Source organism: Candidatus Nitronereus thalassa (genome assembly GCF_032191465.1).
Lineage (GTDB): Bacteria > Nitrospirota > Nitrospiria > Nitrospirales > UBA8639 > Nitronereus > Nitronereus thalassa.
In genome coordinates this window covers 52,420-69,809 of the sequence record NZ_JAQOUE010000001.1, presented here as the reverse complement: position 1 = coordinate 69,809, position 17,390 = coordinate 52,420, and the positions used below count along the sequence as shown (strand labels likewise).

Here is a 17,390-nt window from a genome sequence, read left to right as displayed (position 1 = left end):
TTTGCTTTACGCTTCAAATTCCCATTTTTACTCAACTGGAACCGCAAGAATTGGACATGACGCTGCCCTCAACACTCGCTCAGTCGTACTGCCACGAAGAGCATCCAAAAATCCTTGATGACCCTGGGTCGCCATGACGATGAGGTCCGGCGCACGGTCTTCTGCAATTTTGAGAATTTGTTCAACCACATTGCCAGTGGAGACAATAGTTTTCCATTTCGAGTCATGACCATTCGATAAGTGAAAAGGCGGGAGCGTTTTATGAGAACCGACATGAACGATCGTAAATTCCGTTCTATTGCCATTGAGCAAATGGACCAGACCAGAGGCTGCATCAATAGCCGCTTGGGGAAGCGGGTTTTGGTCAACAGGTATAAGAATTCGTTGCAGACTCACCTTTCCATCCTTGAGTGACACAAATCCCTTTTGTTCCTGTGGGATGAAGAGGGTCAATTGTTTTGATTCTCGGGCAACAGGTTCTGCTATCGCTTTGTGCAACAAACGATCGATCCCTTTTTGTTGGTGGGTTGTCAGAACAATCAGATCATTCGGAGTGCTTTCCAGGTAACCTAAAATTGAGGCAACGGGATCTTCCCGCATGCCCTGAATCTTTTGAATACCCAACCCGAGCTTTCTCACCTCATCACGTGAACTTCCTTCTGGAATGAGCTTCCAGCGAACCAAAAGGTTCCGAACGCCAGGAAATTCTGTCCACTCTTCGTCATCCCGCTTTTCGTGAACATGAAACATACTCAGGTTGGCTTTGGCAGGTAACGCAATTTTCAGTGCATGCGCAAATGCCACCTCGCTTTCCTCAGTAAAATCTGAGGGATGAAATATGTTTTTCACGTCCAATCCCTTTTCTCTATTACTTTGATGGTTCACTTCACAAACCTCCTTTCAAATAATTTTTTAGAAACAAGGATTTGAAAACCCGTGTACAGTCTGGAAAATTGAAATCTTCAATAGTGGCTCCAGTTCTTTTTTTCTTGAGACAAAACCTGTAAATCACCTCACTCAGGTCTATTGGCTTCTGCATGGGCCTTCGCAAGCGCATCAGCTTCCGTTGCCGCTGTTGTGTATTCTTCAACCAAGAAACGGCAGTGCTTCAATATTCGCATCCGAGTAAAATAGTCCCCGTCCCGATAGTAATACTCATACCTCTTAGCCAACTGAAGCATTTCCTTTGCACGCGTACGGAGGCTTGCCGCTTCTTGCTGGTACCAGGCGGCTAAGGTTTTATGATCTTCTTGCTTCAGCAATTCCTGTGGAGAAGTCGATACGCAACTTGTCAAAATCATAAGGAATAGTGAGCCCAACAAAACTAACCAAATCCGTTGTTTCACCAAGACCTCCCTTTCGTAACCTTTCACCTTTGAGTGAGAGTGCTCTCGATCTTATTAATGGTTTTCCTGCAACGAGTGTTTCCCAGTATCTCTGCCGCGTTGATTAACCGAAGTTGGTCCTACTCCGCCACCGGCTGGAAACCAAGGAAGCGCTTCCAGTTGGCCATGCGAGGGAAAAACATTGGAACAGCGTTTTGATAATTCCGATACTCTGTTTCAAACTTATCCATCATGCCCTGTTCCTCCTTCTTGGCGAGGCGGTAATAGGCCCAAACAACAATCGGAAACAACAATAAGGTCGGGATCGTTGGCCAGTGAATTAATTGCCCAAAGATGGCGAGGAAAATCCCCGTATACTGAGGATGTCTGACCAATCCGTAGAGTCCGTGCGTCGCGAGTTGGTTGCCTTGGGTTGCGAGATAGACTTCCCGCCATCCTTCAATTAATAATGAAATCCCAAAAAAGACAATGGCATACCCAACTAGCATTTCCAGCATAGCCCCGGTGTGACCCCACCCGAACAGGGTGGCCCACAAATGGCCACTTTGATGAAGCCAGGGAATGTCAAAGCCCAGAAACCCGCTCAGCAAATAGATTGTGAGCGGAAACCCGTACATTTCCGCATATAAGGCAATGATGAATGCTTGGATTAACCCAGCGCGGGACCACTCCCGCCAGCGACGTGGGGCCACGTACCGGTATAAAATCCACGACGCGATGACGACCATGACAGCCGTGAGACCCCAAACTCCTCCAGCCGGTGTATCACTATGCATTTCCTACCCCTTTTTTTTATTTCAGACAAATTTATCATTATTAAGTGACCGAAACCTAAAAAATTAAGGTTTCCTCCCTTCAACCCCTACCATGTAGTAGTCAGGGTTTTGGTCAAATTTGGCCTTACACTCTTCCGTGCAGAAATAATACGTTTCATCCTTGTAAAAACTGGTACCCTTAGCTGCCTCGGTCTCAATCCACATTCCACACACTCTGTCCATTTCTGTTTTTGCAGTCGTGCGAAACCCCTTTTCCTCCCTATATTGAGTATGGTTGCTTTCAGGATCCCATTTTTTAAGAAAAAAGTTATAGATCGGCACATACACCAATCCGGCATAAGCCCCATACAAAAAGCTTTCCACAAGCCCCACAAAAAATAGTGGGAAACTTCCCCACTCATAAGCAGGAAGCACCATTTCTAAAAATTCATGCATGTGCAGACTATGGGGAGTCAGCAAGCCATAGATCACACAGATGGTGAACGAAAGGGCGCAGAAGGACGCCAAAGACCACGTCACGACAAAAAGGTTTAAGGTTTTCATTTTGGGTTTCTCCCATCAGGAGGGTTTTTTTCACCATGTCCCCCATGGCCATGATGCGATACATGACACCAGAACATTAGAACGACCACGACAATGAAAAATACATTTTCCTGAAGGAATTCAATCATTGCGTTAACCTCCCCAACCTTTGAACGAAATTCCCGGTAAGACGCTGGCCGAGACTCCAAGAAATGGGCGCTTGAGTGCTATGACAAAGGCCACATTTCCGATTCGCCAACAGTGTCATTTCCTTTTGATTTGCTAGGGGCGCACCCCATGAAATACTGGCGCTTCTGCTTCGAAAATAGTTGTCCCACCTGTAGCTGCAGCATCTTATGCTGCCTTCTCCCTCGTCAGGGGCGCCATGAGATGGCGCAGCTACAGGAGACGTGCCCGGATGGCCCAGAGTATTTTCATTCTGCATGGGTAACCCAAAGAGCCATGGGGAACTGTGAGGATATTGTTTGTTACTTGGAATCATCCCTTTTTCCTTCCTTCAGTGAATGGGGCTCGGAATGATTATTGAGTCCCCTCAAATCCAAAGCGGCTTTCTTGGTAATCGAGTCACTGACGAACCATTTGTTCCGCATGCGCTTCGGCCAAGGCGGCGTTTTCCTCTGCCGCTGCTTCATACGCCTGGGCGAGATCTCGGCAATGCACCACCATACTCAGCTTAGACTGACCCGGATTGACGTTCTCCAGGAATGGTGGAGGAGACTGTAATCTCGCGACTGCAAACCATTCGGCCATTTGACGCATCTCCTCCGCCCGCGACCGAAGACTATCCGCTTCATTTTTGTACCAGGCCGCCAGAACCGTATGATCGTTGCGATTTAGCATCTCGCGTGGAGAATCAATGGCACAACCCACTGGTCCCAGGAGCCCTACAACTCCAGCCAACACTATCCCCACCATATTCCTCTTCATAAAGAACCTCCCTGCATGTGATTCTGGCCATGAAGCCGGGCTTCATAACTTTTCTCCCTCTATGGGAATGTGAAAAAAGCCGCCAGTGGCGTTCTCTGAGGACGTGAACCGTGATACGTGAAGCGGGAGAGCTGTTTGACTTTTCCCTTCCATTCCAACTCATCACGCCTTACGCATCACCCCTGACGAATTTGGCCTTGCTGGACCCTCCGCCGAAGCGGCTTCGCGCAGGCAGGCGGCCCCTTCGGAAAGACCCAGCATGCGTTTTTGAACCACCGGTACTGGTCATCTTATCTAGAGCAGATTTGCGTCATGGGCCAGGAATATTCAACAGGCCCGTACACAACCTGCCTTTGCATGAAAAGCTAGGTTTCTGGCTTCTTCAACTGACAGGCAGATGAGCAGAAAGCCCCAACAATAAAGTAACACCCTCAAGGTTGCACTTACTCCTCTAAGTGGTCAATCAGATACCGTAAGATCCCGTCGGCTGAAAGAATGCCGACACACTGGTTTTGATCATCCATCACAGGCAGATGGCGGTATCGCCCCATTGCCATTTCGCGAAGCGCGAAGGCCAGAGAGTGCGACAGGTTGACCAAAACTGGGGAGGGCGTCATCACTTCTCCAATGGGAATATCTTTGAGGTCCAGATTGTGTAAGGCAATACGATACAAAAAATCCCGTTCCGTAAAAATGCCGGTGATATGTTGGCCTTCCTTTATCACCACCGCTCCAACTGTTTTTTCGCGCATCTTTTTGAGAACCTCGTAAAGAATGGTTTGCGGTTGTACAACAATAGGGGCACGAAGCGAAAGTAAAGCAATGGAGTCTTGTATGATCCGTTTCTGGATTGGCGCGGTTTCACGCTGCCGATTCAAATATGTCAGATCATGCGAACAAGACTCGCAAAGATCCGCGCCCGGGAGATTCTCCTTTTCACAATCAGGACACAAAATGATCTTAACACCCATTTATTCCACTCTCCATGTTTCGGGGCCTTCGAGTAACGTTTGGATATCCGGGCTACCGATTCGTCGTTTGGCCTCTTCAACCTGGCCGACCAACGCGGTATCATAAGTGGGTTTGGTGATGTCCCGGAAGACTCCCATGGGAATCGGGAAATCGGGATAGGGTAATCGGCTCAGGAGAAAAGCCAAGGAGGGTTGTGAGGCGTGTTCATCATGGATAAGCACCTGGTCATGATTCGAAGAAGTCAGGGTCTCAACCCTTGGCTCCACCCCATCAAGCACAATCATTTTTTCATTGTCTTTTCCAAACAAGAGAGGGCTCCCATGGGTTAAGTAGAGGCCATGTTCCATCCGCTCCATACGGTCGCGGACGGATTCAAACGCGCCATCATTAAAGACCGGACAGTTTTGCAAAATGTGAATGAGGGCCGAGCCCTTGTGCTGAGCTGCCCGTCGTAAAATGTCCCCCAGATGTGGCATGTCGGTATCCACGGTACGAGCCACAAAGGTAGCCTCCGCTCCTAACGCCAGCTCGATCGGTCGAATTGGAGATTCAATCGTTCCCATGGGAGAGGACTTTGTCTTTTTCCCGAGTTCCGAGGTGGGGGAATATTGCCCTTTGGTCAGTCCATAGATCCGGTTATCAAAGAGGAGAATTTTAATATCGAGATTCCGTCGAAGCATGTGAATGAGATGGTTGCCACCGATAGAGAGGCCGTCACCATCTCCCGTGATCACCCACACGGAGAGATCGGGACGAGCAATTTTTAACCCTGTGGCCACCGCAGGTGCACGACCGTGAATCGTGTGGAACCCATAGGTGTTCAGGTAATACGGGAAGCGGCTGGAACACCCAATGCCAGAAATAATCACGAACTGTTCCCGAGGAATACCCAATGTGGGGAGGACCTTTTGCATCTGGGCCAGGATGGAATAATCACCACACCCCGGACACCAGCGCACTTCCTGATCGGGAATGAAATCTTTTCGAGAGAGCATTGGAACTGTGGACATTGATGGACTCATTGTGGGTTTTCGCGTATCCCTATCTTATTCAGGTGAGCTGACGAATCGCATCCAGTATCTCCAATTCCTTAAAAGGTTGTCCCTGGATTTTATTTAAGCCGTGCACATCAATGAGAAAATGTCCTCGTAGCAGAAAACGCAGTTGTCCCGTATTGAGTTCCGGCACGAGCACGGATTGAAATCGAGACAGAATCTCGCCCAGGTTAGATGGGAACGGATGGAGATGCCGGAGGTGAACAGCCGACACCGAGCATCCTTCCTCCTGAGCTTTCGACACGGCTGCGGTGATCGCTCCATATGTGCTCCCCCATCCGATGACCAAAAGCTGACCCTCGGGTTGGCCATGAACCGTCAGCGGTGGAATGTCTGCGGTGACGCCGTTAATTTTTTCGGCCCGATACCTCACCATGCGCTCATGATTGGAAGGATCGTACGATACGTTCCCAGTCAAATGCTCTTTTTCCAAACCACCCAGTCGATGTTCAAGCCCGGGCGTTCCCGGAATAACCCAAGGTCTCGCTCCCGTCACTTCATCCCGACTATATGGATAAAAGGGATGATCGTCTTTGATAGCTGTGGGATGAACGATATCGAGCTTGGGAAGAGAATCAAAGATGGGAATCTTCCATGGTTCTGTTCCATTCGCGAGATAGACATCCGAGAGCACGATGACCGGAGTCATGTATTTGGTAGCCAGTCGAAACGCCTCATACACGGTGTCGAAACAATCTCCTGGTGTCTTGGAGGCAAGCACGACCAAGGGACATTCCCCGTGACGCCCAAACATGGCATGCAGCAAATCGCCTTGTTCGGTTTTGGTGGGAAGCCCTGTACTGGGGCCCCCACGTTGGACATCAATGATGACCAATGGCAGTTCGGCCATCACAGCCAGCCCAATGGCCTCACCCTTGAGATCCAAACCCGGTCCACTGGTCCCGGTGACGCCCAACGCTCCCGCAAAGGATGCGCCAATCGCGGCACACACCGCGGCGATTTCATCCTCGGCTTGAAACGTGCGCACATCATAGGCCTTATGCTGGGACAACTTGTGCAAAATATCGGAGGCCGGGGTAATGGGGTAGCTCGCATACACCAAAGACTTGCCGGCTCGTTGGGCCGCGGCAATACATCCAAGCGCCATCGCCTCATTCCCGCTAATCTTTCGATACAACCCAGGCGCGATCTTGGCCTTGGACACGACGAATTGCGAGGTAAAGAGTTCAGCCGTTTCCCCGAAATGGTACCCCGCTTTAAATGTCTGCGTATTGGCCTTTGCGATGTCCGGGTTGCGTGAAAATTTTTCTTGAATCCAATGGAAAGTCTTCTCCACCGGACGGCTGTACATCCAGGACAACAAGCCCAACGCGAAGAAATTCTTACATCGACCTTTTTGCTTAGTGCTCAACGGGGATGTTCGAAGCGCTTCGTCATTGAGCCGACTGATAGGGACGGGGTATACGCGGTATCCTGTTAAGCTGCCATCGTAAAGCGGGTCGGAGTCGTAGCCAGCCTTTTTGATATTCGTATCCGTCCAGCCATCCTCATTCAGAATAATGATAGCACCGGGGTCTAATGCGGAAACACTGGTTTTCAACGCAGCGGGGTTCATCGCCACAAGTACATCGGGAGCATCCCCAGGCGTATACACTTCCTGCGATCCAAAGCTAATTTGAAATCCGCTTACCCCTGAGAGTGTTCCGGCAGGAGCGCGAATCTCTGCGGGAAAATCAGGAAAGGTTCGAAGGTCATTACCGGCAAGGGCTGTTTCCGCGGAAAAGCGCTCACCTGCGAGTTGCATGCCATCCCCGGAATCGCCTGCAAAGCGAATGGTGATAGCGGCCACTTCCTGTTGAGGTTTTTGTTTGGTTTCGACGGAAGACATTGGAATCAGGCTCCTTCCGGCGTTCCGGGAATTTTGTCCGGGTCGGGTGGAAGCGTATACACCGTGTCCGGAAATTGATCCGCCAAGTAGGTCACGATATTTCGGATGGAAATGAACCCCATGGGGTTCCCTTCACCATCAATCACCGGCAAATGACGAAACCCACCATCTTTCATGGCCTTGGCCGCATCCCAGATGGAGGCGTTGGCAGCAATCGAAACGGGTGCACGGGTCATCCATTGTTGAATTGGTTCATTCCAGGCGGCTTCGCCCAATTCAGCTTTTCTCACGACATCGACCTCTGTCATGATTCCTACGAGCCGATCGTTCTGACATACCAAGACACATCCCACTCGCTGTGTTTGCATCTGACGAATCGCGTCTCGAATCAGAGAACCTTCGCTGACACAAATGGGCGGGGAAATTCGGAGATGGCGGATTTTATGATTGCGAAGATTGGATTTCATGTTTACCCTTAGTTAAGAAAGCTGCAAGTGTGGAACCATCACAAATGGGTTCCACCTTTTAATTTAATGTGGCCCCCATAACTTCTCAGGCATAGGCATGATATGTGGGGAAATACCCAAGCCTTCGAAAATACATTCAAGGAATGTTGAAAAAAGCCGCCAGCGACGTTCTCCCCATTTTGCCGTGCTCACGTACTGAGAGTACGCTCCGCGCGTCAAAATGGCTGCGGCCTTGCTGGACGGACTTTTTTGACCATTCCCTCTCGTTGATAATGCTAGGCTCCTCTAAAGCTTTTATTCGCTATTGGCGTGAACAGCCCCATTCATGAAGCTCAATAATAAATCTTTCCAATTGTTCCTTTTTGCCTCCGCGCTTTCTCAAAGACATGAGTCGTTATTCAACATTTCCACAACCATGATTAATCATATGCCAGCCTTTTCGACTTTCTCTTGTGCACACTGTTGGAGGTGGGACCATCTGATCCCTTCTCTGGCATTACGTTGGCTTCCTTCGGGATGAAAAATAAGAGGCGACGCAACTGATGTTGTTTTAAGGTTTTTTGAAAGCCCCGCACTTTGGACGGGGTTCTTTAATCTGTTCTTGTTCGATGAGACTGCTTCGCATATCGGGATAATGTTTAAAACCCCATCGACCCTAGCGCATCCTACCTTAGCTGTCTTCATCACCCTGTCATTTCGAATGGATGTGGGAGATTACGGACAACATCCGTTTTTCGTTCCTTCACCCACGCTGGGCCAATGGGATATATGATTGACTATGCGTTCCGGTATAAATCTGGCCAGGCCGGAAAAGGTGATTCTCTTCAAGCTGTTCCACCCAATGAGCTAACCAGCCAGAGACTCTGGCTATCGCAAAGATAGCGGGGAAAAAATCCGTGTCGATTCCCATGGTCTTGTAGAGGACGCCTGAGTAAAAATCCACGTTGACATGGATTCCTTTTTGTCCAAGGAATTCTTCCCCCACCAGTTCCACCTCTTCGGCCAGTTCATACAGCGGAGAAGGTCCGCGTTGAGCAAAGAGCCGCTTCGCGAGCTGTTGAAGGATCGTGGCTCGGGGATCCTTCACTTTGTAGATCCGATGTCCAAAACCCACAATTTTTTCCTTGGCCGCTAACTTCTTCTTTAAGTAGGGCCGTACCTGTTCCCGGACCCCAATCGATTCCAGCATCTCCACCACTTCCTGCGCCGCTCCACCGTGCAGCGGGCCTTTTAAGGTTCCGATAGAAGAAGACACCACCGAATAGGGATCTGCCAGAGTGGAAGCGGTGACGAGACCGCTGAACGTAGAGGCATTCATCGTATGCTCAGCGTGAAGGATAAGGCAGGTATCCAGAACCTTGGCCATGAAGGAATCCGGCGCTTTCTCCGTCAGCATATACAGGAAGTTTTCGGAATGTGAGAGATCATCCCTCGGCTGGATTTGTTCATCCCCACGACGAAGCCGATGATAGGCAGCCACAATCGTGGGGACCTTGGCAATTAATCGTACCGTGGACAAGTATTGTACTTCCGGGTTTAAAACATCATGGGCCGGATAGAACATGCCGAGTGCCGCCACGGCTGCCTGCAGGGCATCCATCGGATGTCCATGTTCCGGGAGACATTTGATCAGGTCAGTGATCCGGTACTTGATCCGTCGATGATGCGCGACATCATCAGAGAACTGATCAAACTCGGTATTTGTGGGTAGTCGATTTTTGAGTAACAGGAAAGTAGTCTCCAGAAAGGAGCTATGTTCAGCAAGATCCGCAATCCTGATTCCACCGTACTCCAACACGCCGGCTTGTCCATCTACGAAACTGACTTTGGACTTCGTGGCCGGTACGCCGGCCAGGCCTGGGGAAAAATCTTGCATCATACACCTCCAAGTTAGCCTTTTTTAGGCTTGACAACCCAACAACTGGTCAACCTTCTGGCACTGCGCACGCACCGCATTGACGGAATGCTCCAGTGCTACCTGTTCTTCAGGGGTCAGATCAAAAACGACAATTTCTTCTACCCCATGGGAGCCGAACTTTACCGGTACTCCCGCGAAGAGGTTATGAATGCCGTACTCTCCTTCGCACAGTGCAGCGGCAGGCAAAATCTTTTTTTGGTCCTTCAATATCGCCTCAACCATTTCCACCACGGAGGCGGCTGGTGCATAATAGGCACTCCCTGTTTTGAGAAGACTAACGATCTCTCCTCCACCCTTCCTTGTCCGTTTCACTAATGCCTGGAGTGTATCCTTCGATATCCATTCCTCAATTGGCCGACCAGCGACTGTCGTGTAACGGACAAGAGGAACCATGGAATCCCCATGACATCCCAGGACTATGGCCTGGACATTGTCAACAGAGACGTTGAGTTCGTTTGCAATAAAAGTTCGAAAGCGTATTGAATCCAGGACTCCAGCCATTCCCACGATTCGCTGCTTGGGAAATTGACTGACCTGGTAAGCCACATAGGTCATCGCATCCAGGGGGTTCGTGACCATCAGAATGATCGCTAAGGGCGAGCGAGCCACAATATCTCGCACGACTGCTCGAACAATGCGGGTGTTGGTTTCGAGAAGCTGATCCCGACTCATCCCCGGCTTGCGGGGAACACCGGCGACCACGACGACAAGTGAAGAGTCCGCCGTATCGTCGAATCGGTTGGTTCCCACGATTCGAGGCTCAAAGCCGCAGATGGGACTGGCTTCAGAAAGGTCTAACGCTTTCCCTTGCGGAAGCCCTTCGACCACATCCAGTAACACCACGTCATAGGAGTCAGTCTCAACCAAACGTTGCGCAATCGTACCCCCAACGAAGCCCGCCCCCACTACCGTAATTTTCGATCGACCCATGATTTTGCCTTTATTCCCTCCATTAGTGGCTGGTTGAACAACTTATGAAAATTACAAAAACTCGGCAGTCGTCAACGTCAGCCCTAAGTTAAAGGTGGTCTTGTACTAGCCAGTGACCTACACGCTTTCAATATCGTTGGGGAAACCTTTTCACAGCATCGAGAAAGCGTAAAAAAAATTGTTGCCTTGGTTGGTTCATCAGCTCCATGACTATTCACCATCCATCATTTATGGTTTTTGACCTTAAAACTTTTCCATATAGTATTCCGGTTCATGATCGAATTTAGCTTTGCATCCTTCTGAACAGAAGTAATACGTCTCTTCCTTGTATACACTCGTCAAGTGGTTATCCTTGATGTCCATCCGCATTCCGCACACTCGATCCATTTCTTTATCCTGCCCCATCGTCAAGACCTCCTTTCAAATCAGAGCCATCCAACCAAAGGTCTACGCTCAACACTTATATTGGCGTAAGCCGACCTTCACCTGCCAACCCTACATGCCTTCCTTTTCCCTTCTCATGAGATATTCGTGAGCGCTTAGCGCGGCTTTGGCTCCTTCACCTGTCGCGATAATGACCCGCTTGCCAAAGGCATCGGTGACATCTCCTGCCGCAAAGATCCCAGGGCAAGAAGTCGAACAATCCGGACGAATTTGAATTTCACCCCGTGCGTTCAAATCGACAAGCGAGGAAACTAAATCGGCAAAGGGTCTCCATCCTATCTCGATAAACACTCCATGCACTTGCAAGTAGCGCTCTTTTCCTGTCTCCTGACATTTCACCTTCACTGCAGAAACCCGTCGATCCCCCCAGATTTCTTCCACTGCATATCCCTTCAGTGCGACAACATTTCCGAGGGACTCAACTTCTTCTCGGACGGCTAAATCGGCGGTCCACTCTCCAATTGAAACGACATAGACTTTCGGACATATCCGCGAAAGTTCACTGGCTCCCTGTAAAGCTGAATTGCCGCCACCCACGACCGCGACCTCGTGGCCGGTAACGAGCGCACCTTCTTCCATGTGTTGATAGAACACCCCTTGGCGCTGCAATCGTTCTTCTCCGGGCACATTCAAGAGACGACGGCGCATGCCGGTGGCGATAATTACCGCCGAGGCTTCATACTGAGCCTCTCTTTTGTCTGTGACGAGAAAGTGATTTTCAAATGATTGAACGGACGTGATTTCGGTAATCCGGTGATCGAGGTAATTGTGTTGAAGCAACTGGTCTTGGAATTTCTTAACGAGTTCTTGCCCTGATATGAACTCGTAGCCCATATAGTTTTCAATCTTTGATCCCTCCACTGTTTGACCACCAACGTTCGACGTGACCAGGAAGGCCCGCATCCTGAGAAGCGAGGCATAGACTGCAGCCGTCAAACCGGCTGGACCACCCCCAATAATAATGAGGTCATATCGGTCCCGTTCGGGCACGGCGCTTCGCTGTTCTTCAAGCTCAGGCTTGTTCATTATTCCCAACCATTAAACAAGAGACCATTTCGCAACCGCTGGTTGCTCTCTTTCCTACCCCACCCTATAATCTCGCCATGCGATTTCTAATAGCCGCAAACCAAACGACATTGTGCAAGGGGTTTCTGATTATCGCTTTATTCATCGCTGTCCTTCTGTCTGGTTGCGGCAACTCTCCTACGTTTTCCCGATCTGTTTTTCAGGATCCCGTTCTGATGGTCAGGCTGGACAGTCCTTTATTTCCTGGAGAGACGCGAGCCGAGCCCAATAGCCATCCTATTGAATTCACGTCACAGGATCTTTCTCTGATTTTGCAGTCCATAAAATTCCAGAAAGAGGTCAGCCTGCTCGATTATTATGTCTTCCGAGAGGACACACAACCCCAATCGGTCTTTCCTCCCGACATCGCCGAGCTTCTTGCTCCTCAAATAAAGACAGCCTTTGCCAAAGCCCAGCCTGAGGAAATGGTCGTCTTTTTGGTGAACCGGCCACGAGAAGATGGCATCCCAGTCATCACCTCAGGAGCTCTGTTCGTACAAGGAACACAACTTGCCGTCGTACTGGCCAACGTGAATAGACCAGCCGCAGGTGAGCGAAAAAGAGAGCAAGCGAGAGAAACGCCACTGAAGCCGCTTGCTAAACCAGATTTCCACATCGTGCCAGGCCCCCATCAAACCATTCTCACAAATCGAGAATCATCGGTCGCCTTATCCCAAAGTTTCTCTCCATTGACACTTTTGATCGGGTACGACCAGTTTCTGGGTCCTGCACAAGATTCCAAGGAACCTGTTATCGCAGCACCTTCCCAACCCTCGGAACCCCTTCCTTCTTCAGCGGAACACAAACTCCGTCAGCTCAAATCCTGGCACCAGGAGGGGCTGATCAGTGAGCCGGAATACCAGAAGAAACGGAAAGAAATTCTTGGCTCATTTTGAAAATATTCCTCCCTGCTGCTTAGAAAATAGACGTCTTCCTGTAGCGGCAGCATCTTATGCTGCTTCCCCGTGTGCCAGAGGCGCCATGAGATGGCGCAGCTACAGGAGATAACGGATGGCCCCCCGGTCACACACTCAAAGTCCTATCTGAAAACCAACCATATATCTTTCTTCACTGTTAGTGGCACTCGAGTTGGGACCGGCAAACGCAAAGACCCCCAATCCTTCTCCGCTGACTTTGTCGAATTCGGCGATCAACCGTATGTTCGGAAGTAAATAGTATGTGAGATTCGCTGTCACCTGCGTCCCATTCGCGGTCGTTGGATTATTCGGACTCCCGGTCACAAAAGCCGTGTCTTGTAATTCAAACCGTGTGTCGAGGAAGAGTTTTTCCGGTATAACTTCCACGATTCCTTCCGCCAAAAAACTTCGCCGTTGTTGCCTGTTGACCCCGCCTATATCAAAATTATGAAAATACCCGAGAATCACTTCGACCGGGGCAAACCACAGATTCACTGTGGCATCCAGTTGCTGACGATTTCGGCCATCGATGACCGGCGAAGGATTGTCGGAATTGGATTTGGTATTGATATAGCGGATGCCGAGAGTCTGATCCGCGATGGTATAGGTTCCCCACACGTAATAGCCCTGCAATCTAGTTTCCAAATTGACTGCCGGAGTATTGGGAGGTGTACTCGTGCTGGATGATCGCTCATCGTTGACAACTCCCCCGGCGAATCGCAAGCGTCTCCACGTTCCATTGAGTTCCACCCCAGTGACGTTGAACGTAATCGGAGAAAGGTATCGCTGGAATGTTAACCGCCGTTTTTGGGAGATGAAATAAAATTCGTTGAGCATCATTCCCGCTCGTAGATTAAGGAGACTTGCGGGTAGCAGGTCGCTGAATTGAACCCAGGCTTGCTCCGTGCCAAATTCCTCACCATCAGCCACTTCTTGTGCAAACTCCAATAAATATCCCACTTTTGGCGCAGCAGTACCGGCAACCATCAACTCCACTTCTTCGAGTTCGAACCGGCTCCGGGTGCGCGTTCGCGCGCCGGTTACGGGATTGTCCTGATGGCTGATGCGAAGTCGGCCTACGGCTAATGCTGAAATCGGAAGCGTTTTCTGATCCCAAATGAAGAGCCCCTCTTCTCCGGGAAGTCGATACCCGCGCTGCTTATAGTCCATCCCAAACGGATTGAGACGGGGGAATGCGGAATGACATTCATTACATGGCAAGCCATGCAGCCGGGAAAAAGATGGAACCGCTGAAGCCGGATTAGGTGGAACCAGAATTGCCAGGCTGACACAGATCGTCGCTAGTGCCAGCATGGTGACCAGAAATTTTCTCATGGTATCCTCCTTGAATGAAAAATGGTTTTGATAGCACTGTAAACATTGATGGTTGAGGGCGGACCGGCCTTCCGCCACAAACAGACCCGACTTTACTTACTTTGCTGATTGAGCAAAGGTCCGCATGTAGGCAATCACCTGCCAACGCTCCTCCTCGGTGAGGTGCTTCGCATGGCCTTGCATTTTGGTCCGACGCTTTCCCTCAGAAATTTCCCAAAACCACTGGGCATTACTTTTTTGAGCTTCTTGAGGATCGGAAAGATCGGGCGCTCCTTTTCCTTTCCTAGTGGGTTTGCCGTCAATGCCGTGACATCCCGCGCAGTTGACGTCGGAATTCCCGGTGCCTTCATAAATGGCCTTTCCTACAGCAAGCACCTTCGGATCCGTCAACCATCCGTTCGGCATTTGTTTGCCTTGATATTCAGGGGGAATCTGAACAGAGTGCTCTTTAAGCTTTTTCTCATCCTCGGAGAAACCAAAGATTGGGAGCGCCTCACCCGAACTGAAGAGGATCATGGTCATAACCAGACCCGATAGGGTGAGAATACCTTTCATAATCTTGCCGGCCTTACTCATCACGCCTCCTTTGTGAAAAGCTAATTTCATTCTCATCGCTCATCCCTCGTGAGCGAGCCATGCTGTATCCTTACCGTTTCAATACCAACATATAGTTGGTGAGGTCATTCAGCTCCTGCTCATTCAGCCCGTATTCCGGCATGTCCGAGTCCGGAACTACCGCCTGTGGATCCTTGAAATGCCGGATCAACCAATCCCTGTCTCGATAATCCCCAACATAGGACAGGTCCGGGGCAAAGGCCTCGCCTTCCCCATGGATGCGATGGCAACCTGCACAGTCAAGTTCTTGGTACAAGACTTTCCCCCGATGGACCGAGGGATCAATTTTGGGAAGAGACGCCACTTCCCAGATCGAGATGGTCAGGAGCGTAAAAACCAACACGAGAAAGCCGGCACCTGCGCTCATCACCACTGATCGCGAAAAAGGCCGCCGTTCTCTTCGGCGGTCCAGCCAAGGGAGCAGGAAGAGAGCCGCAAAAAACAGAATCGGAAGGACAAGAGTTCCCACGATCTCCCAGGGACCTTCCAAGTATTTGAGAAGCTGGTAATAAAAGAGAAAGTACCATTCAGGTAATGGCATGAAACTGGTATCCGAGGGATTAGCCGGATCGGCGAGCGGCGCAGGGCTTCCGATGGCAAAGGCCACCACGATGAGAAATGCCAGGCCAATCGCCACGGCATCCATGGCCACTTGTTTCGGCCAGAAAGGTTCCTGGAGTCGAGCTGCACGAACTTCATCCCAGGGTCCTGCCGGTCCAACTCTACGCAAAACAAAAAGATGAAGGGCAACCAAAGCCATCACCAGCCAGGGAAGAAAGAGTGTGTGCAGGGCATAGAACCGATTCAGAGTCATGGCGCCAAGATTTTGGCCTCCACGGATGATTCGAACGAGTGAATCGCCAACCAACGGGATTGTTCCCACGATATTGATTCCAACCTGGGTGGCCCAATAGGCCCGCTGATCCCACGGCAGGAGGTAGCCGCTGAATCCAAACGCCAACGTCAGGATCAACAGCACCACCCCGACAATCCACATCAACTCACGTGGCCGTTTGTAAGCGCCGTACAAGAACACCTGCAACATGTGTAGCCCAATGACCACCATCATGGCGCTCGCTCCCCAGTGGTGAAGCCCGCGGATGAATGAGCCGAATGCAACTTCGTCCATGATGTAGCGAACACTCATATACGCATGTTCGGTCGAGGGCGAGTAATAGATGGCGAGAAACATGCCAGTGACCATTTGGAGCAGAAAGAAAAACAGCGTGATGCTGCCGAAGACGTAGATCCAGCTCGCCCCCCCGGGAATCGGTTCGTTCAAGAGCGCGATCTTTACCGGTCCTAGGTTTAACCGCTCATCTAGCCATCGAAAAATTCGCCGTCCCACACAGCCCTCCTTGCCTCAAGATGACTATTACAATTCAATCTTCGCCGCCGTCCCCGCCTTAAATTCTTTGTAGAGCACCAACAGCCGGCCCTTTTCAATTTTTGCCGGGAGTATGTCCAGGGGGCGAGGCGCTGGCCCTGATAGGACCTTCCCATCCAAGGCAAAAAAACTATGATGGCAAGGGCAATGGAACTTCTGCTGATCCGCCTCCCACCGATAGCCACAGCCGAGGTGAGTGCAGAGAGGCGAGTAGACCGTCACCGCTCCAGCATCGTCCTTGACAGCCCAAAGCGACTTTTTGGTGGCGGTTTTCTGCCATCCGTCGGCAATGGAATGAATGCAATCCATTTCCTTGGGAATCCCGGGTTGGAGGGATTGCACTGTGCCCACATCATTCCATTCCGCTTCTCGTCGCTTCAGGGCTGGCAAAATCGTGTAACCCACGAGGGGCATTCCAACCACCAGGCCAATTGCCGCAGCAATACCTCCACTCACCCATCCCAAAAATGTTCGGCGGCCTTCGCCTTCGGAAGAGTTCATGAGTATTCCTTTCTTAAAAATGTCTTACTTTTTCACAAAGAGAGGTCACTTCATCCTTCTTCACCAGTAAAATTCTTCGTCATTTACTTCCCATGCCTTCAAACGAAACAGGTTGCCTACATTATAGGTTACTGCTCAAAACATCTTGCTCTGCTTTCAGCCAATGATCAAGGTCATGTCCGTGACAACATCCTTCTTGCTCATAAAGCTCATAGGCCCGATGGGCGATGCAGACTTGAAGATCATCGACTCCTGGTACGTCCTGACTGCCCTGGGTTGGATCTGGCACTTCATCATTGCCACGGTTCTTTTTTAAGAGTTGCTGCTTCGCCATAATGATTCT

General features: G+C 50.3%; 19 protein-coding genes. 1 reads left to right on the top strand and 18 read right to left on the bottom strand.

The window, feature by feature from the left end; translation table 11 throughout:
* Nucleotides 1-27: 27 nt before the first annotated feature.
* The 13 genes from PPG34_RS00315 to PPG34_RS00255 all read right to left on the bottom strand — a co-directional run bounded on the left by PPG34_RS00315 (nt 28) and on the right by PPG34_RS00255 (nt 12,253).
* Complete coding sequence (locus PPG34_RS00315) at nt 28-849, bottom strand: universal stress protein (protein ID WP_313831130.1); 822 nt, start codon at nt 847-849, stop codon at nt 28-30.
* 164 nt (nt 850-1,013) lie between these two features.
* Nucleotides 1,014-1,346 (bottom strand): hypothetical protein, encoded by a 333-nt coding sequence (locus PPG34_RS00310; protein WP_313831129.1) that lies wholly within the window; start codon nt 1,344-1,346, stop codon nt 1,014-1,016.
* Between the two features lie 119 nt (nt 1,347-1,465).
* Complete coding sequence (locus PPG34_RS00305) at nt 1,466-2,122, bottom strand: methyltransferase family protein (protein WP_313831128.1); 657 nt, start codon at nt 2,120-2,122, stop codon at nt 1,466-1,468.
* Nucleotides 2,123-2,185: 63 nt separating this feature from the next.
* Nucleotides 2,186-2,665 carry a DUF5676 family membrane protein gene (locus PPG34_RS00300; RefSeq protein ID WP_313831127.1) on the bottom strand — a complete coding sequence of 160 codons (480 nt, stop codon included), beginning with the start codon at nt 2,663-2,665 and terminating at the stop codon, nt 2,186-2,188.
* Nucleotides 2,666-3,229: 564 nt separating this feature from the next.
* Nucleotides 3,230-3,592, bottom strand: coding sequence for a hypothetical protein (locus tag PPG34_RS00295; protein ID WP_313831126.1), 363 nt, complete (start codon nt 3,590-3,592; stop codon nt 3,230-3,232).
* A gap of 443 nt (nt 3,593-4,035) precedes the next feature.
* A complete protein-coding gene (locus PPG34_RS00290; protein ID WP_313831125.1) occupies nt 4,036-4,563 on the bottom strand; it encodes a CBS domain-containing protein in 528 nt (175 codons plus the stop codon).
* Nucleotides 4,564-5,574, bottom strand: coding sequence for a 2-oxoacid:ferredoxin oxidoreductase subunit beta (locus PPG34_RS00285; protein WP_313831124.1), 1,011 nt, complete (start codon nt 5,572-5,574; stop codon nt 4,564-4,566).
* A gap of 40 nt (nt 5,575-5,614) precedes the next feature.
* On the bottom strand, nt 5,615-7,468 hold the full coding sequence (locus PPG34_RS00280) for a 2-oxoacid:acceptor oxidoreductase subunit alpha (RefSeq protein ID WP_313831123.1): 1,854 nt from the start codon (nt 7,466-7,468) through the stop codon (nt 5,615-5,617).
* Nucleotides 7,469-7,473: 5 nt separating this feature from the next.
* Nucleotides 7,474-7,935 carry a CBS domain-containing protein gene (locus PPG34_RS00275; RefSeq protein WP_313831122.1) on the bottom strand — a complete coding sequence of 154 codons (462 nt, stop codon included), beginning with the start codon at nt 7,933-7,935 and terminating at the stop codon, nt 7,474-7,476.
* A 742-nt stretch (nt 7,936-8,677) separates the two neighbouring features.
* Complete coding sequence (locus PPG34_RS00270) at nt 8,678-9,814, bottom strand: citrate synthase (protein WP_313831121.1); 1,137 nt, start codon at nt 9,812-9,814, stop codon at nt 8,678-8,680.
* Nucleotides 9,815-9,835: 21 nt separating this feature from the next.
* Nucleotides 9,836-10,783: a malate dehydrogenase gene (gene mdh, locus PPG34_RS00265; protein ID WP_313831120.1), complete on the bottom strand. Its 948-nt coding sequence runs from the start codon at nt 10,781-10,783 to the stop codon at nt 9,836-9,838.
* Nucleotides 10,784-11,026: 243 nt separating this feature from the next.
* Nucleotides 11,027-11,188, bottom strand: coding sequence for a YHS domain-containing protein (locus PPG34_RS00260; protein ID WP_313831119.1), 162 nt, complete (start codon nt 11,186-11,188; stop codon nt 11,027-11,029).
* A gap of 90 nt (nt 11,189-11,278) precedes the next feature.
* Nucleotides 11,279-12,253: an NAD(P)/FAD-dependent oxidoreductase gene (locus PPG34_RS00255; RefSeq protein ID WP_313831118.1), complete on the bottom strand. Its 975-nt coding sequence runs from the start codon at nt 12,251-12,253 to the stop codon at nt 11,279-11,281.
* Nucleotides 12,254-12,330: 77 nt separating this feature from the next.
* On the opposite strand from PPG34_RS00255, the gene PPG34_RS00250 reads away from it, so the two are divergent.
* A complete protein-coding gene (locus PPG34_RS00250) occupies nt 12,331-13,188 on the top strand; it encodes an SHOCT domain-containing protein (RefSeq protein ID WP_313831117.1) in 858 nt (285 codons plus the stop codon).
* Between the two features lie 135 nt (nt 13,189-13,323).
* On the opposite strand, the gene PPG34_RS00245 is transcribed toward PPG34_RS00250, so the two are convergent.
* From PPG34_RS00245 to PPG34_RS00225, 5 genes are all read right to left on the bottom strand, one after another.
* Nucleotides 13,324-14,544, bottom strand: a complete 1,221-nt coding sequence (locus PPG34_RS00245) for a hypothetical protein (protein WP_313831116.1) — start codon at nt 14,542-14,544, stop codon at nt 13,324-13,326.
* 96 nt (nt 14,545-14,640) lie between these two features.
* Nucleotides 14,641-15,150 carry a c-type cytochrome gene (locus PPG34_RS00240; protein ID WP_313831115.1) on the bottom strand — a complete coding sequence of 170 codons (510 nt, stop codon included), beginning with the start codon at nt 15,148-15,150 and terminating at the stop codon, nt 14,641-14,643.
* A gap of 40 nt (nt 15,151-15,190) precedes the next feature.
* Nucleotides 15,191-16,507: a cytochrome b N-terminal domain-containing protein gene (locus tag PPG34_RS00235; protein WP_313831114.1), complete on the bottom strand. Its 1,317-nt coding sequence runs from the start codon at nt 16,505-16,507 to the stop codon at nt 15,191-15,193.
* Nucleotides 16,508-16,534: 27 nt separating this feature from the next.
* Nucleotides 16,535-17,047, bottom strand: coding sequence for a QcrA and Rieske domain-containing protein (locus PPG34_RS00230; protein WP_313831113.1), 513 nt, complete (start codon nt 17,045-17,047; stop codon nt 16,535-16,537).
* Nucleotides 17,048-17,168: 121 nt separating this feature from the next.
* Nucleotides 17,169-17,381: a DUF2934 domain-containing protein gene (locus PPG34_RS00225; RefSeq protein ID WP_313831112.1), complete on the bottom strand. Its 213-nt coding sequence runs from the start codon at nt 17,379-17,381 to the stop codon at nt 17,169-17,171.
* Nucleotides 17,382-17,390 lie beyond the last annotated feature (9 nt).

Bases quoted from the DNA above. Each gene is read 5' to 3' on its own strand.
- PPG34_RS00305 (WP_313831128.1), bottom strand. From the start codon at position 2,122: ATGCATAGTGATACACCGGCTGGAGGAGTTTGGGGTCTCACGGCTGTC.
- PPG34_RS00300 (WP_313831127.1), bottom strand. From the start codon at position 2,665: ATGAAAACCTTAAACCTTTTTGTCGTGACGTGGTCTTTGGCGTCCTTC.
- PPG34_RS00295 (WP_313831126.1), bottom strand. From the start codon at position 3,592: ATGAAGAGGAATATGGTGGGGATAGTGTTGGCTGGAGTTGTAGGGCTC.
- PPG34_RS00290 (WP_313831125.1), bottom strand. From the start codon at position 4,563: ATGGGTGTTAAGATCATTTTGTGTCCTGATTGTGAAAAGGAGAATCTC.
- PPG34_RS00285 (WP_313831124.1), bottom strand. From the start codon at position 5,574: ATGTCCACAGTTCCAATGCTCTCTCGAAAAGATTTCATTCCCGATCAG.
- PPG34_RS00280 (WP_313831123.1), bottom strand. From the start codon at position 7,468: ATGTCTTCCGTCGAAACCAAACAAAAACCTCAACAGGAAGTGGCCGCT.
- PPG34_RS00275 (WP_313831122.1), bottom strand. From the start codon at position 7,935: ATGAAATCCAATCTTCGCAATCATAAAATCCGCCATCTCCGAATTTCC.
- PPG34_RS00270 (WP_313831121.1), bottom strand. From the start codon at position 9,814: ATGATGCAAGATTTTTCCCCAGGCCTGGCCGGCGTACCGGCCACGAAG.
- mdh (WP_313831120.1), bottom strand. From the start codon at position 10,783: ATGGGTCGATCGAAAATTACGGTAGTGGGGGCGGGCTTCGTTGGGGGT.
- PPG34_RS00260 (WP_313831119.1), bottom strand. From the start codon at position 11,188: ATGGGGCAGGATAAAGAAATGGATCGAGTGTGCGGAATGCGGATGGAC.
- PPG34_RS00255 (WP_313831118.1), bottom strand. From the start codon at position 12,253: ATGAACAAGCCTGAGCTTGAAGAACAGCGAAGCGCCGTGCCCGAACGG.
- PPG34_RS00250 (WP_313831117.1), top strand. From the start codon at position 12,331: ATGCGATTTCTAATAGCCGCAAACCAAACGACATTGTGCAAGGGGTTT.
- PPG34_RS00245 (WP_313831116.1), bottom strand. From the start codon at position 14,544: ATGAGAAAATTTCTGGTCACCATGCTGGCACTAGCGACGATCTGTGTC.
- PPG34_RS00240 (WP_313831115.1), bottom strand. From the start codon at position 15,150: ATGAAATTAGCTTTTCACAAAGGAGGCGTGATGAGTAAGGCCGGCAAG.
- PPG34_RS00230 (WP_313831113.1), bottom strand. From the start codon at position 17,047: ATGAACTCTTCCGAAGGCGAAGGCCGCCGAACATTTTTGGGATGGGTG.
- PPG34_RS00225 (WP_313831112.1), bottom strand. From the start codon at position 17,381: ATGGCGAAGCAGCAACTCTTAAAAAAGAACCGTGGCAATGATGAAGTG.